At 73.0% G+C, this 15,271-nt stretch carries 6 protein-coding genes; 1 reads left to right on the forward strand and 5 read right to left on the reverse strand.

Annotated features, from left to right (window positions below):
* Positions 1–155: 155 nt before the first annotated feature.
* The 4 genes from ACZ4UX_RS08780 to pulA all read right to left on the reverse strand — a co-directional run bounded on the left by ACZ4UX_RS08780 (position 156) and on the right by pulA (position 10,521).
* Positions 156–494 carry a P-II family nitrogen regulator gene (locus tag ACZ4UX_RS08780; RefSeq protein ID WP_329487365.1) on the reverse strand — a complete coding sequence of 113 codons (339 nt, stop codon included), beginning with the start codon at positions 492–494 and terminating at the stop codon, positions 156–158.
* Positions 491–1,813, reverse strand: coding sequence for an ammonium transporter (locus ACZ4UX_RS08785; RefSeq protein WP_352286965.1), 1,323 nt, complete (start codon positions 1,811–1,813; stop codon positions 491–493). The genes ACZ4UX_RS08780 and ACZ4UX_RS08785 overlap by 4 nt, the downstream gene beginning before the upstream one ends.
* 292 nt (positions 1,814–2,105) lie before the next feature.
* Entirely contained in the window at positions 2,106–4,436 is a 2,331-nt protein-coding gene (locus tag ACZ4UX_RS08790; protein WP_465706122.1) for a M4 family metallopeptidase, read from the reverse strand.
* A gap of 559 nt (positions 4,437–4,995) precedes the next feature.
* Positions 4,996–10,521 carry a pullulanase-type alpha-1,6-glucosidase gene (gene pulA / locus ACZ4UX_RS08795; RefSeq protein WP_465706123.1) on the reverse strand — a complete coding sequence of 1,842 codons (5,526 nt, stop codon included), beginning with the start codon at positions 10,519–10,521 and terminating at the stop codon, positions 4,996–4,998.
* Positions 10,522–10,842: 321 nt separating this feature from the next.
* On the opposite strand from pulA, the gene ACZ4UX_RS08800 reads away from it, so the two are divergent.
* Positions 10,843–11,808 (forward strand): phosphatase PAP2 family protein, encoded by a 966-nt coding sequence (locus tag ACZ4UX_RS08800; protein ID WP_396486924.1) that lies wholly within the window; start codon positions 10,843–10,845, stop codon positions 11,806–11,808.
* A 112-nt stretch (positions 11,809–11,920) separates the two neighbouring features.
* Here the strand turns inward: ACZ4UX_RS08800 and ACZ4UX_RS08805 are convergent, their stop codons facing one another.
* Positions 11,921–14,938, reverse strand: a complete 3,018-nt coding sequence (locus ACZ4UX_RS08805) for a bifunctional [glutamine synthetase] adenylyltransferase/[glutamine synthetase]-adenylyl-L-tyrosine phosphorylase (RefSeq protein ID WP_465706124.1) — start codon at positions 14,936–14,938, stop codon at positions 11,921–11,923.
* Positions 14,939–15,271 lie beyond the last annotated feature (333 nt).

Here is a 15,271-nt window from a genome sequence, read left to right on the forward strand (position 1 = left end):
ACGACCTTCCACCCGCCGCGCGGCACGGCGATGCCCCCGCGCGGTCTCGCACGGGGGCATCGCCGTGGTGTCTCCAGGGCCGCTCAGGGCCGCTTCAGGGCCGCTCCAGGGCCGCTCGGGGACGCTCAGCGCCGCTCGGGACGGCGGGGCGGGCCTCAGACGGCGTCCGGCCCGCGCTCGCCGGTGCGGACCCGGACGACGGTCTCCACCGGCACCGCCCAGACCTTGCCGTCGCCGATCTTCCCGGTCCGGGCGGCCCGGACGATCTCCTCGATCACCTGGTCCGCGTCGGCGTCCTCGACCACCACCTCGATCCGGGCCTTGGGGACCAGGTCGATCCGGTACTCGGCACCCCGGTAGACCTCGGTGTGCCCGTGCTGGCGCCCGTACCCGCTGGCCTCGGTGACGGTCAGTCCGTGCACCCCGATGGCCTGCAGGGCGTTCTTGACCTCGTCCAGCTTGAACGGCTTGACGATCGCGGTGATCAGCTTCATGCGGAGGGGGTCCTGTCGGAGGAGTGCGTGAGCACGGTGGTGGCGTGGGCGGTCGTACCGTGGCCCAGGACGCCGTGATCGTACGCGGTCTCGGCGTGCACGGCGAGGTCCAGACCGGTGAGTTCGTGCTCCTCGTCGGCACGGAAGCCCATCACCCGGTCGACCGCCCGTCCGATCCCGTACGTCATGGCGAACGCGTAGACGGCGACGGCGGCCACCGCGGCCAGCTGCTTGCCGAGCTGGCCGAGGCCGCCGCCGTGCAGCAGCCCGACCGGGCCGCCGGTCATCGCGGCGCTGGCGAAGAGGCCGATCAGCGCGGTGCCGATGACCCCGGCGACGAAGTGCACACCCACCACGTCCAGCGAGTCGTCGAAGCCGAAGCGGAACTTCCAGCTGACCGCGTACGAGCAGACCACGCCCGCCGCCAGCCCGATCACCAGCGCACCGAGCAGGTCGACGCTCCCGCAGGAGGGGGTGATGGCGACCAGGCCGGCCACCGCGCCGGAGGCGGCGCCCAGGGTGGTGGCGTGGCCGTCCCGGCGCTTCTCGACCAGCAGCCAGCCGAGCAGCCCGGTGCAGCCGGCCGCCTGGGTGTTGAGCAGCGCGGACGCGGCCAGGCCGTTGGCACCCAGCGCCGAGCCCGCGTTGAAGCCGAACCAGCCGAACCAGAGCAGGCCCGCGCCGAGCAGCACCAGGGGCAGGTTGTGCGGGCGCATCGCCTCCTTCCGGAAGCCGATCCGGGGGCCGAGCAGCAGGGCCAGGGCCAGTCCGCTGGCCCCGCAGTTGACCTCGACCACCGTGCCGCCGGCGAAGTCGAGCGCGCCGAGCTTCGACAGGATCCACCCGCCGGGCGCGAACACCCAGTGCGCCACCGGGACGTAGACCAGCAGCGTCCAGACGGCGGTGAAGGCGACCCAGGAACCGAACCGCGCGCGGTCCGCGATGGCGCCGCTGATCAGCGCGGCGGTGATGATCGCGAAGGTCAGCTGGAAGGTGGCGAACAGCACGGTGGGGACGTGGCCGGTGAGCGAGGAGGGGGTGATTCCGGCCATCCCGAGGTGGTCCAGGCCGCCGATCAGCCCCCAGCCGCCGACATCCGGGCCGAACGCGAGCGAGTAGCCGGCCAGCAGCCAGACCACGGTGACCACGGCGATGGAGACGAAGCTCATCATGATCATGTTGAGCACGCTCTTGGTGCGGACCATGCCGCCGTAGAACAGCGCCAGGCCGGGGGTCATCAGCAGGACGAGTGCGGTACTGGCCAGCAGCCAGGCGGTGTCTCCGGTGTCGAGGCCGGGCGACGGGTCAGCCAGGAACATAGGGGCGTGCCTTCCCACGGGCCCGCGCCAGGGAGGAGCGCGGGTCGGTTGGGAGAGTGTCGCGAGGGCGGATTTCTGGTTGCGGACGGACACGTTTCGCCCGTGTTTCGTGTTGCCCGGCGGTTGCCCCGCGGTTGCCGGTCCGTTTCCGGAAGCTCACGCCCCGTGCCCGCCGGGCGGGCCACCCGCCCGCCACCCGCCCGCCCGCCGCACCCACGACGCAGGGCCCGGCAGCCGTGGCTGCCGGGCCCTGCTCCCTGTCCTACTTGGTTCTACTGACCGCCGGAGCGGGTCAGCTGGTGGCGATCGAGGTGTCGTCGATCACGAAGCTGGTCTGCAGCGAGGCGTCCTCGGTGCCGGCGAACTTCAGGGTGACCGTCTGGCCCGCGTAGGACGAGAGGTCGAAGGTGCGGAGCTGGTAGCCCGCGGCGGCGTCCACGTTCGAGTAGGTCTTCAGCGCGGTGCCGTTGACCGTGACCGCCAGCTTGTCGTACACCGTCGAGCCGGTCTCGGCCGTGTCGATGTGCAGGTAGAAGCTGAGCGAGGCCTTGCAGCCGGCCGGGATGGTCACCGTCTGCGAGAGGTTGTCCGAGTGGGCGGAGCCGTAGCCGTTCAGCCAGGACTTCCAGGTACCGCCGTGCGCGGCCTGCGAGGCGCTGTTGTCCACGACACCGCTGGAGGCGGTCCACGGGGCGGCGCTGCCGGTCTCGAAGCCGGCGTTGCCGAGCAGCTGCGCCGGAGTGCAGCTGCCGCCGCCGCCGGAGACGGTCCAGGTGAAGCTGGTGGAACCGGTCTTGTTGGCGGCGTCCTTCGCGGTCACGGTCACGTTGTAGGTGCCCGCGGTCGTGGCGGTGCCGGTGATCTTGCCGCTGGAGCTGATCGACAGGCCGGTCGGCAGGCCGGTGGCCGTGAAGGTCAGCGGGGCGGTGCCGCCGGTGGCGGCGATCTGCAGGTTGACCGAGCCGTTCAGCGCGGTGCTCTGGTTGCCGGGGCTGGTGACGGTGACGCCACCCGGGTTCGGAGCGGTGCCCACGTTGACGCCCGCCCAGGCGGTGCTGACCGCGTTGAGCTCGGCGCTGCCGGCGCCGTACAGGTCGGTGGCCGCCTTCTCCGTCGCGGTGCGCGCCGCGGCGTAGTTGGTGGTGGAGGTCATGTAGGTGGTCAGCGCGCGGTACCAGACCGCCGCCGCCTTGTCCCGGCCGATGCCGCTGACGGCGATGTTGCCCTGGGTCGGCGAGTTGTAGCTGACGCCGTTGATCACCTTCGCGCCGCTGCCCTCGGACAGCAGGTAGAAGAAGTGGTTGGCGACACCGGACGAGTAGTGGACGTCCTTGTTGCCGACCGTGGAGGACCAGTAGTCGGCCGAGCCGCCGTCCTTGGAGGGCTTGTCCATGTAGCGCAGCGGGGTGCCGTCCCCGTTGATGTTGATCAACTCACCGATCAGGTAGTCGGGGTTGTCGGTCGGGATGTTGGCGTAGAACTCCACCATGGTGCCGAAGATGTCCGAGGTGGCCTCGTTCAGGCCGCCGGACTCACCCGAGTAGTTCAGGTTGGCGGTGGCCGCGGTGACGCCGTGGCTCATCTCGTGGCCCGCGACGTCGAGCTCGGTGAGCGGGTGGGTGTTGCTGTCACCGTCGCCGTAGGTCATGCAGAAGCAGGAGTCGTCCCAGAAGGCGTTCACGTAGTTGTTGCCGTAGTGGACGCGGCTGTAGGCGCCGACACCGTCGTTGCGGATGCCGTTGCGGCCGAAGGTGTTCTTGTAGTAGTCCCAGGTGGCCGCGACGCCGTAGTGGGCGTCGACCGCGGCCGACTCGCTGTTGGCGACGGTGCCGTCGCCCCAGCTGTCGGTCGACTTGGTGTACAGGGTGCCGGTGCCCGAGGTCCCGTGGTTCAGGTTCGTGGTGTACATCCCACCGCGAGCCCCGTCCTTCATCTGGTACGAGGAGCCCGACTGGGTCGTACCGATGGTGACGTTGCCGACGAAGACGCCCTTGCCGGTGCCGGTCTGGATGCCCTCGAACTTCTGGATGACCTGGCCGGAGGTCGCGTCGGTGACCACGTGCAGCTTGCTCGGGGTGCCGTCGGCCTCGGTGGAGGAGACGACCGTCTCCCACGCGAGGCGCGGGCTGTTGTCGGCGGCCCAGACCACCAGGCGGGGCGCGGACTCCAGCGCGGCGCCCGACTCGGCGGCCAGCGCGGCGGACTGCGCGGCCGGCGCGGCCAGCTTCGGCGTGGTGCTCACGCCGGTCAGCGGGGCGGTGCTGGCGCGGTCCACACCCTTGGTCGCACCCGTGGCGCTCTGGTGCACGACCAGGTCGCCGCCGAGAACCGGAAGGCCGTTCAGCGTGCGCTCGTACCGCAGGTGGCGGGTACCGTCGGCGTCCTGGGAGACGTCCTTGGTGACCAGCTTCTCCTCGCTGCCCAGGCCCAGTGTCTGGGCGAGGGCGGCGGTCTGCCCGGTCGCCGAGGCGACCAGCTGGGCACGGCTCGCCTGCTGGGCGGCGACCGCGGCCGGCGCGTCCGGGGTGGCGGCCTGCGCGATGACGGGGATGCCGGTCACCAGAAGCGCGGTGGAGGCGGCCATGACAACCGCTGCCTTCCGAGCCTGGGTGTAACGGGACATGCGGACTCCTTTTCCGACCGACGCGGGGTGCGCGTGCGGTGGAGAGAACCTGGCCGCAGGGTTGCGGCGCAGTGGGGGCCCCCGCCGCCGGGTGCGCGGCGCGGGTGCGGTTGCGGAGCAAAGACCGAGCAGTTGCTGGCAGGAAGAGGCGCTGAACCTGACCTGGGACAGCCGCACCGGGGGGTGGGGCCCCCTCGTCTGCAGCCGGGGGAATCGTGGCAGTAAACGAGCCGTGAATGACAGATGCATGCCACTGATTGGCCGATTAGCTACCGGGACCGTTCATCCGTCGGACCCCCGTCCGTGTTACAGGCGCGGGAACTACCGACGACGGTTTTCATCGCCACCCGAAAGGTTCGATCACTTCCGGCGGGCACTGACCAGCGCTCAGGGCCCGCTCGGCGTCCGTATGGTGGACCGCGCTGCCGGGCGGATCCGTCACCTCACCTTTCCGGCCGTGCCAACGACGGTTTTCGGCCACTCGCGCGCCGGGCACCGGCGGGAAATACCACGGCCCCGCGCCACCCGAGGGCGGTGCGGGGCCGGGTACGGCGGAGCGTCAGTTCTGGACGAAGACCGCCACGGTGCGGCCCGGCACGGTGAAGGTGCCGGTGGCGGCGGCGAAACCGGACTGCCGGACCACCGGATCGGCCCCGCCCGCCTGGACCGGGTGCAGCGCCTGCGCCGTCCCCTTCAGGGCGGCCACGGTCTGGCTCTGCGCGGTGGGCGTGGCGTTGAACACCACGGTGATGCCCTTCTGCGCCCCGGCCAGCCCGGTGCCGTCCAGGTGCAGCGTGATCACCCCGGGCGTCTCGCCGGGCGTGCCGGAGAGCGGGTAGGAGAGCCGCTGCTGGACGGCGGCCAGGGTGGGCAGCGAGAACAGCGGCGAGCCCTGCTTGATCCGCAGGAACTGCTGGTACTGCGCGGTGGTCGCCCGGATGTCGGCGGCGCCCATCGCCAGCTTCGGATCGGCCAGCAGCGACTTGGCGGTCGGCCACATCTCCTTGTTGTCGGCCGCCGTCGGCACGCCGCGGCCCCAGCCGTTGCCCTGCGCCGGGTCCCACTGGATCGCGTTGAACCAGTCGCCCGAGTCGTAGGAGTTGGCGTCCAGCGACTTGGAACGCAGCAGGTCGGTGCCGGCCTGGACGAAGCCCGGCCCCTGGGTGAGCGCGGTCAACGAGAGGGCGAGCGCCTGCATCCGGGCCCGGTCGGCGGGCGCGGTGGCGGCGGGCAGCTTGTAGGCCAGCGCGTCGAACAGGTCGGTGTTGTCGTGCGCGTCCACGTACTCCACCGCCTCGCCCGGCACGGCCGCGTACCCGGTCGGGGCGCCGTTGTAGTCGACGCCCGCGCCCGTGACGGCCCGGCCCGCGCTGTCGGTGAACGCGTAGCCGGCCAGGTTGCCGGTGAGCGCCACCTTGAGCTGGTCCATCTGCTTGAGCAGCCGGTCCTTCTGCTCCTGCGGCGTGCCGTTGGCCGGCGAGCCGTTGGGGTCGGAGTACAGGCCCGAGGCGAAGCCCTGCTGCGGGGCCGAGGAGAGCTGGAAGTTGCCGCCTCGCGCCGCGTCCCGGACCCGGTCGTCGAAGGTGGCGATGCCGGTGCCGGCCATGTTCAGCTGGGTGGCCTGCGCGAAGCGGGCGTCATTGGCCACGACGCCGAAGTTCCAGCCCTCGCCGTAGAGGAAGACGTTCTTCCCGTCGACGCCGTCCGAATCCGGTGTCATCCTGCGCAGTGCGGCCTGCACGTCCAGCATGGTGGACCTGGGATCCAGGCCCATCAGGTCGAAGCGGAAGCCGTCGACCTTGTACTCACGCGCCCAGGTGGTCACCGAGTCCACCACCAGGCGGTTCATCATGGCGTGCTCGGGCGCGGTGTCGGCGCAGCAACTGTCGGTCGTCACCTTGCCGTTGGCGTCGAGCCGCTGGTAGTAGCCGGGGACGACCCGGTCCAGCACCGAGTGCTCGGCCTGGCCGGCGGCGGCGGTGTGGTTGTAGACCACGTCCAGCACCACGCGCAGCCCGGCCTGGTGGATCGCCTGCACCATCTGCCGGAACTGCACCGTCCGGGCGGTGCCCTCCGGGTCGGTGGCGTACGAGCCCTCCGGCACGTTGTAGTGCAGCGGGTCGTAGCCCCAGTTGTAGGCGTCCTCGGCGGCGACGGCCGCCACGCACTCCTGCTGCCGCTCGCTGTCCGCCGCCAGGGCCTTGAGGTCGCAGGCCGGCAGCTTCTGCTGGGCCCGGTTCTCCCGGATGGTGGCGATGTCGAAGGTCGGCAGCAGGTGCACGGTGGTGACGCCGGCCTGGGCCAGCTCCCGCAGGTGCCGCATGCCGGCCGACTGGGACTCGGTGAAGGCCAGGTAGGTGCCGCGCTCGGCGGCCGGCACCGTGCCGTCCTCGACCGAGAAGTCCCGGACGTGCAGCTCCTGGATCTGCTGCTGCGCCGGCGGGACGGCCTTCGGGACGGTGTGGTCGTCCCAGCCCTTGGGCTTCAGCGCCTTGGCGGCGAGGTCGGCGACCAGGCTCCGCCCGGAGTCGGCGGACAGCGCCACCGAGTACGGGTCGGTGACGGTGTTGACCACCAGCTGCTGGACGGACGGCGCCCAGACCTTCACCTGGTACAGGTAGTACTTGCCGTCCAACTCGGCCTTGTCACGGACGAGTTCCCAGACACCGGTCTCGTCGTCCAGCTTCAGCGGGACGGTCTTCGGGGTGCCGCCGGCCGGTCCGTCGAAGAGCTGGACGGAGACCTCCCGCGCGGTCGGCGCCCAGACCGACAGCGCCACCTTGCCGTTGTAGTAGGCCGGTCCGAAGTCCACCCGGCCGGTGCGGCGGGCGTACAGGTCGTCCAGCACGCCGGGGGTCTGCACCCCGGTCGCGGCCAGCGCGGCGCCGCTGGGCAGGTGCTCGGTGAAGAGCAGCTGGCTGCGGAGCGCGGCAGGCACCCGGGCCGCGTCGCGGGCGTCCACGGTGAAGGCCCGGTAGCCGGCCAGGTGCGGGAAGGCGGCCTTCTGGGCGTCGGTCAGCCCGGCGGCGGGGGTCAGCCGGATCCACTGCCCGGCCTTGCTCAGCACGCCCTTCTCGGCGCGGATGCCGCCCTCGGGGTCGTACACCAGCTGGGCGCTGGTGCCGCCGGCCAGTGCGGCGTCGTTGGCGCCGTACCCGGCGGGCACCACGACCGTGCGGGCGTCGATCCACTGGGCCTTGGCGGAGCCGGGGTCCAGCTGCGAGGCGGCGGCGGCGTTCTGCGGGAGCAGGTAGCCCTCCCGGCCGCCCAGGATCCAGACCTCGTGGCCGTTGGCGGCGAGGTCCAGCGACTGGTCGGTCGGCAGGTCCTTGTCGTTGCCCCGGTGCAGGACGTAGCTGAGGCTGGTGGCTCCGGGGGCCAGCGGCACCTCGAAGACGGCGCCGAAGGCGTCGCGGCGGACCGGCAGCAGCGGGTTGCCCCAGTCGGTCGGGGTGGCGGCGCCGGTCCAGTCGTGCAGGCCCCAGCCGGTGTAGTCGCCGTCGGCCCGGTTGTAGTGGATGACGGCGGTGCCGGCGGGCTGGGTGTTGGCGGGCCCGGGGTTCGCCGTCCGGACGGTCGGGTCACCCTCCTTGAGCCAGACCTCGCCGGTCGCGCCGACGTCGAGGTGGCGGTCGGTGTCGACGTCCTTGACGCCGCCCTTCTCGACGACGAAGCCGACGTCCGAGGCCCCCTCCTTCAGCTTCACGTAGGCGAAGGCGCCGTAGGCGTCCCGGCCGGTGAAGCCGTGCCCGGCGGGCCAGGGGGTGGCCTCGCCGTCCGCGAGGTCGCCCCAGGCGTAGAGGTTCCAGCCGTCGTAGTCGCCGTCCTCGCGCTGGTAGTGCACGACGGCGTACGGGCGGGCGGTGGCGCTGGGCGCCGGGGCGGGGGCGGGGGTGCCGGTGGTGAAGCTTCCGGTGGCCGAGCGCAGGTGGCCGCCGGAGTCCTGGACCACGGCCTTGTAGCGGACCACCGTGCCGGGCTGCACGGCGCCGAGGTCCTGGGTGACCCGGTACGTCCCGTTGTCGGCGGTGCCGAGGGTCCGCCAGGGCGCGTCGCCGATCTGCGCGGCGAAGGTGACCCGGTCGAAGCCGCCGCCGTCGACGTCCGCGCCGACGGTGACGGTGCCGGTGGAGCCGTCGGCCGGGGTCCGCAGCGCGAGCTTCGGCGCGGCCGCGACCGGCGCCAGCTTCCCGGCGGCCTTGAACACCACCGAGGAGAGCGCGGGCACGGTGACGGTGACCGCGCGGTCCGCGCCACTGGTCAGCCGCTCCCCCGCGGCCGGGTAGATCCGGTCGAAGCCCTGGCCGGCCGAGAAGGTGCCCAGGGTGACGGTCTTCGCCTCGGCCGCGTTGTTGACCGCGACCAGGTACTCGACCTGCTGCCCGGCGTCGATCCGGGAGAAGGCGTACACGCCCGCGCCGTCGGCGGCGTACCGCTCGATCTGGGCGCCGTCGGCGAGGGCCGGGTGGTCCCGGCGCAGCGCGGCCAGCCCGGCGATGCCCCGGTAGAGCTCGCCGTCGCGCCCGTAGCGGTCGGCGGAGCCGGAGGGGCCGCCGAGCACCCGGTCCGTGTTGTAGGAGGGGGTCCGCGAGGCGAAGAGGTCCTGCCGGGCGTCCTTGTCGCCGCCGGCGCCGGTGAAGCCCTGCTCGTCGCCGTAGTAGACGACCGGCTGGCCCCGGGTGAGGAACTGCAGCTCGGAGGCGAGCCGGTCCTTCTTCAGCAGGGTGGCGTCGTCGGCGCCCGGGTTGTCGCCGAGCAGGAAGGACCCGAAGCGGCCCATGTCGTGGTTGCCGAGGAAGGTCGGCAGCTCGTAGGCGTCGGTGTCGGCGGTGGTGTAGCGGTAGTCCTGCCCGTACACGTCGGCGAGGCCGCGGGCCGAGCCGCCCTGCGAGACGTAGGAGCGGGCGGCGCTCTGGAACGGGAAGTCCAGGGTGGCCTGGAGCCGGCCCTTGGTGACGTACGGCGAGGTGACCGCCGGGTCGCTGGAGAGGACCTCGCCGAACATGAAGAACTTCTTGTTGCCCTGCTTGGCGGCGAAGTCCTTGAGCGCGGGCGCCCACTGCTGCCAGAAGGCCATGTTGACGTGCTTGACGGTGTCGATCCGGAAGCCGTCCACGCCGGCGTCCTTGACCCACTGCTGGTAGACCTTCTCGAAGCCCTGGACCACCTTGGGGTTCTGGGTGTCGAGGTCGTCCAGGCCGGAGAAGTCGCCCTCGGTGGCGGACTCGCCGACGAAGGTCGAGTCGCCCCGGTTGTGGTAGAGCGCGGGGTCGTTCAGCCAGGCCGGGGCCTTGGCGGCGGTGTCGGCGGGCTTGCGGAAGACCGGGCTGTAGGGGAACGAGTCCTTGGTCAGTTTCGGCCAGGCGGCCGGGGAGCCGGCGCCCGCGTCGGCGACGGCGGTCTCGTCGACCGGCCGGCCGTCGGCGTCCAGCACCGGGTAGGCCCCGGTGGAGCGGTAGCCGTACTGCTGCTGCGCGTAGTCGAGGACGTCGGCGGTGTGGTTGGTGATGACGTCGAAGAAGACCTTGATGCCCTTGGCGTGCGCCTTGGCTATCAGCTCCTTGAGCTGCTCGTTGGTGCCGAAGTGCGGGTCGACCTGGGTGAAGTCGGTGATCCAGTAGCCGTGGTAACCGGCCGAGGCCTGGTCGCCGGCGCCCTGGACGGGCTTGTTCTTGAAGATCGGGGCCATCCAGATCGCGGTGGTGCCGAGGTCCTGGATGTAGTCGAGCCGCTGGAGCAGGCCCGCGAGGTCGCCCCCGTGGTAGAAGCCCTTGTCGGCCGGGTCGAGGCCGTGGTCCAGCCGGCTGCCGGTGATGCCCCCGGTGTCGTTGCCCGGGTCGCCGTTGGCGAAACGGTCCGGCAGGACGAAGTAGAACTGCTCGCGGGAGAGGTCGTGCCGCCCGGCGGTGGCGGCCAGCGCGGCGTCCGAGGGCGGGCCGGGCGGGGCCGCGGCGAAGGCCGCGGGGGCCGCGCCGCCCAGGGTGGCGGCGGTCAGCGCGGCGGCCAGCAGCACGGCCGTGCGGCCGGGTCTGCGGATCGGGGTGGTGCTCCGTCGGCGTGCGCGGCGGGGCGGGACATCGGCCACTGAGGGCTCCCTTGCGGGGGTAAGGGGTGTCGAGTTGCCAGGACGCTAGCGGTCTGCAATCTGTTTCAGCAAGATGCAGAAAGGGTTTCGGTCCCGGAAATTTCGGCCCCCGACGTGCCGCTGCCCGCCCCCGATTGCGCCACCCGAGGCACTCGGCGTGACAATAGGACGTATGCCCGTCCCGCCGGTTCGTACCAGATCCCACAGCACCCCCTACCCCGGTGGGAGCAGTCCCCTAGCCCTCAAGGGGGACAGTCGGTGAAGAATCCACTTCCAGAGGATGAGCAGACGGCTACGGGACGTCTGGCAGACTTCTCGTCCATGGGGGAACCGACCGAAATCCAGCAGACCGGCGCCGAGCGCGCCGCGGCGGCGCACGGTGGCGGTTCCGCAGCGGGCCCGGCCGGCTCCGGCCGGGTGCCCGACGGAGCCACCCGCGTCGCCCAGTCCCGCGCGGCCGCGCTGCGCGGCCGCATCCGTGACCAGCGCCGTTCACCGGCGCGACCGCGGATCTGGTTCGAGCTGGCGCTGATCGGGATCAGCTACTGGGTCTACTCCCTCGTCCGCAACGCCGTCCCGGAACAGGAAGCGATAGCCCAGAAGCACGCGGGCTGGATCTGGGACTTCGAGCAGAGCCTCGGCGTGGCCGTCGAGCGCTCGGTCAACCACGCGGTCGACAAGTTCTCGTGGCTGATCGTCGGGATGAACTACTACTACGCGACGCTGCACTTCATCATCACCATCGGCGTCCTGGTCTGGCTCTACCGGCGCCACCCGGGCCGCTACGCCGCGGCCCGCACGGTGCTGTTCGTCACCACCGGCATCGCCCTGGTCGGCTTCTACTTCTTCCCCCTCGCCCCGCCCCGGCTGATGACGGACGGCGGCTTCATCGACACCCTGAAGGTCCACAACACCTGGGGTTCGATGGCCTCCGGGCCCGCCACGCACGTCTCCAACCAGTACGCGGCGATGCCCTCGATGCACATCGGCTGGTCGCTCTGGTGCGGCCTGGCCATCTTCTTCCTGGCCCGCGCGGCCTGGGTCCGCGCGCTCGGCCTGCTCTACCCGGTGGCCACCCTGGTGGTGATCGTCTCGACCGCCAACCACTTCTGGATGGACGCCGTCGGCGGCGTCGCCTGCCTCACGGTCGGTTTCGTGGTGGCCCGGCTGATCTACCACGTCTGGGTCTACCGCCTGCCGAAGGTCCCGGCCCGGGGGGCGGCGGACGAGCCGATCACGGTGCCCGAGCAGTGGAGCGAGCCCGCGGTGAGCGCCGGACGGCGCTGAGACCGGTACGGCGAAGGGCCCGCGGAGCTTTCCGCGGGCCCTTCGCCGTACTCCGGGCCATGCCCAGGGCCCCTTCGCCGGACCTCCGGGGCCGGGGCGCAGCGATCGGGGATCAGCCGTAGAACAGCCGCTCCACCACCGCCCGGGCCCGCCGGGTGGTGCGCCGGTAGTCGTCCACCAGCTCGCCGCTGTGCCCGGCGCCGTACCCGAGGTAGCGGGCCACCGCGGCCAGCTCCCGGGCCTCCCCGGGGAAGCTGTCCCCGGGCCGGCCGCGGACCAGCATCACCGCGGAGCGCACCCGGGAGGCCAGCACCCAGGCGGCGTCCAGCACCGCCGCGTCCTCCGCCCCGACCAGCCCGGCCTCGGCGGCGGCCGCCAGCGCGGGCCTGGTCCGGGTGGTCCGCAGCGCCGGCAGCTCGTGCCCGTGCTGGAGCTGGAGGAGCTGGACGGTCCACTCCACGTCGGCCAGTCCGCCCCGGCCGATCTTGGTGTGGGTGGTCGGGTCGGCGCCGCGCGGCAGCCGCTCGGCCTCGATCCGGGCCTTGATCCGGCGGATCTCCACCACGTCCCGCTCCGGCACCCCGGAGCCCGGGTAGCGCAGCGGGTCGATCAGCTGCCGGAACCGCTCCCCCAGCTCCGCGTCCCCCGCCACCGGGTCGGCGCGCAGCAGCGCCTGGCTCTCCCAGGCGTGCGACCAGCGCCGGTAGTACGCCGCGTAGGAGGCGAGGGTGCGCACCAGCGGGCCGTTGCGGCCCTCCGGGCGCAGATCGGCGTCGACCACCAGCGGCGGCTCGGTGGACGGCCCGGAGAGCAGCGTGCGCAGCTCGTGGCAGACCGCCTGGGCGGCCCGGGCGGCGTCCTGGTCGAGCGAACCGAGCAGCGGCTCGTGGACGAAGAGGACGTCCGCGTCGGAGCCGTAGCCGAGCTCGTGCCCGCCGAACCGGCCCATCGCGATCACCGCGATCCGGGTCGGCAGCTCCCCGTGCCGGGCCTCCCAGCCGGCCGTGCAGGCGCGCAGCGCGCCCTGGAGGGTGGCCGCGTTGAGCGCGGTGAGCGCCTCGCCCGCGACGTCCAGGGCCTCGGCCGGGTCGTCACCGAGCCGCCCGAGGACATCGGCGGCGGCGGTCCGGAACAGCTCCCGGCGCCGCACCGAACGGGCGGCGGCGACGGCCGCGGGGGCGGAGTCGGCGCGGCCGACGGCGGCCAGTATCTCCTGCTCCAGGGCGGGCCGGCCGCGCGGCGCCAGGCCCTGCGGGTCGCCCAGCATGGCGACCGCCTCGGGGGCCCGCAGCAGCAGGTCGGGGGCGAGCCGGCCGGCCGAGAGGACCCGGGCCAGCTGCTCGGCGGCGGCGCTCTCGTCGCGCAGCAGCCGCAGGTACCAGGGGGTGCGGCCGAGCGCGTCGGAGACCTGGCGGAAGTTGAGCAGCCCGGCGTCCGGGTCGGCCGAGTCGGCGAACCAGCCCAGCAGCACCGGCAGCAGGGTCCGCTGGATGGCGGCCTTGCGGCTGACGCCGGAGGCCAGCGCGGTCAGGTGGCGCAGCGCGGCGGCCGGGTCGGCGTAGCCGAGCGCCTCCAGCCGGGCCCGGGCGGCGTCCGGGCTCAGCCCGGTCGCACCGGTCGGCAGCTCGGCGACGGCGTCCAGCAGCGGCCGGTAGAACAGCTTCTCGTGCAGCCGGCGGACCTCGACGGCGTGCCGCTTCCACTCCCGCTGGAGGGCGGCGACCGGGTCGGCCCGGGTGTCGTCGTTGATCAGCGGGGCGAGCGAGCGGGCCAGCCGGCGCTGGTCCTCCTCGCCGGTGGGCATCAGATGGGTGCGGCGCAGCCGGTGCAGCTGGATCCGGTGCTCCAGCGAGCGCAGGAAGCGGTAGGCGGTGTCCAGCGAGGCGGCGTCGGCCCGGCCCACGTACCCGCCCCGGGAGAGCGCGCCGAGGGCCTCCAGGGTGTTGCCGCTGCGCAGCGCCGGGTCGGTGCGGCCGTGCACCAGCTGGAGCAGCTGGACGGAGAACTCGACGTCGCGCAGGCCGCCCGGGCCCAGCTTGAGCTGGCGGTCGAGCTCGGTGACGGGGATCGAGTCGATCACCCGGCGGCGCATCTGCTGCACGTCGGTGACGAAGTTCTCCCGGGCGGCGGCCTGCCAGACCATCGGCTCCAGCGCCGTCAGGTAGGCGGCCCCGAGCTCGGCGTCCCCGGCGACCGGACGGGCCTTGAGCAGCGCCTGGAACTCCCAGGTCTTGGCCCAGCGCTGGTAGTAGGCCTGGTGGCTGGCCAGGGTGCGGACCAGCGGGCCGTTGCGGCCCTCGGGGCGCAGGTTGGCGTCCACCGGCCAGATGGTGCCCTCGCCGGTGGTGTCCGCGCAGAGCCGGGTGAGCGCGGCGGCCAGCCGGGTGGCGGCCTTGATCGCCTCCTGCTCCTCGACGCCCTCCCGCGGTTCGGCGACGAAGATGACGTCCACGTCGGAGACGTAGTTGAGCTCGCGCCCGCCGCACTTGCCCATGCCGATGACGGCGAGGCGGCAGGCGCCGGCGGCCTCCGGGTCCTCCTCGGCGGCGATCTCCAGGGCGGTCTGCAGGGTGGCGCCGGCCAGGTCGGCCAGTTCGGCGGCGGTCTGCGCGAGGTCGGTGGTGCCGGTGAGGTCGCGGGCGGCGATGGCCAGCAGGCAGCGGCGGTAGGCGATCCGCAGCGCGTCCGCCGGGCTGACGGCGGCGTCCGCCCGCAGGCCCTCGCGCAGCGCGCGCCGGAAGTCCTCCGGACCGGGGTGCATGTCGCGCAGTTCGAAGGTGACCAGGACGTGCCAGTCGTGCGGGTGCCGGGCCAGGTGGTCGGCGAGCGCGGTGGACGCGCCGAGCACGCCGAGCAGCCGGTCGCGCAGCGGCTTGGAGGTGGTGAGGGTGTCGCGCAGGGTGTGCCGCTCGGTCTCGTCGGCGCCCTCCAGCAGCCGGGCCAGGCCCAGCAGGGCGAGGTCCGGGTCGGCGGTGGCGCCGAGCGCGTCCAGCAGCACCGGGTCGTCGGCCAGTCCCTCCAGACCGGGCCCGGCGAGCAGCCGGACGGCCTGCGCCGGGTCGGTGAACCCGCGCCGGACCAGCCTGATCTCCGGCCGGCTCACCCGGCTCCCGGCCCGCTGCTCCTCCATGACCCCTCCATCCGCCCGTTCAGCAGGTTACGCGCCCGCACGGCGCCGCGCCGGGCGCGACCGCGGACCGGCCCCGCCCGGCCACGAACGGGAGCCTCACGGACGCCCGGCGGACGGGCCCCGCCGCCGAGCGCCTTCACCGGCGCCGGTCGCCCCCGGCCCCGGCAGCCCCTCCGGCCGGCAGCACGGACACCGCCGTCCACTCCTCCTTCGAGGCGGACGGCGGCATCGGCTTCCTGTACGTCGAACGGGTGAAGGCCGGACGCAGAGCGCCGGGCGGCCGCTCACGGCGCACCGCCCTGTCGCCCGCAACGCCCGACCGGGTGCCCCGCC

It is taken from the genome of Kitasatospora sp. NPDC028961, from assembly GCF_055564815.1.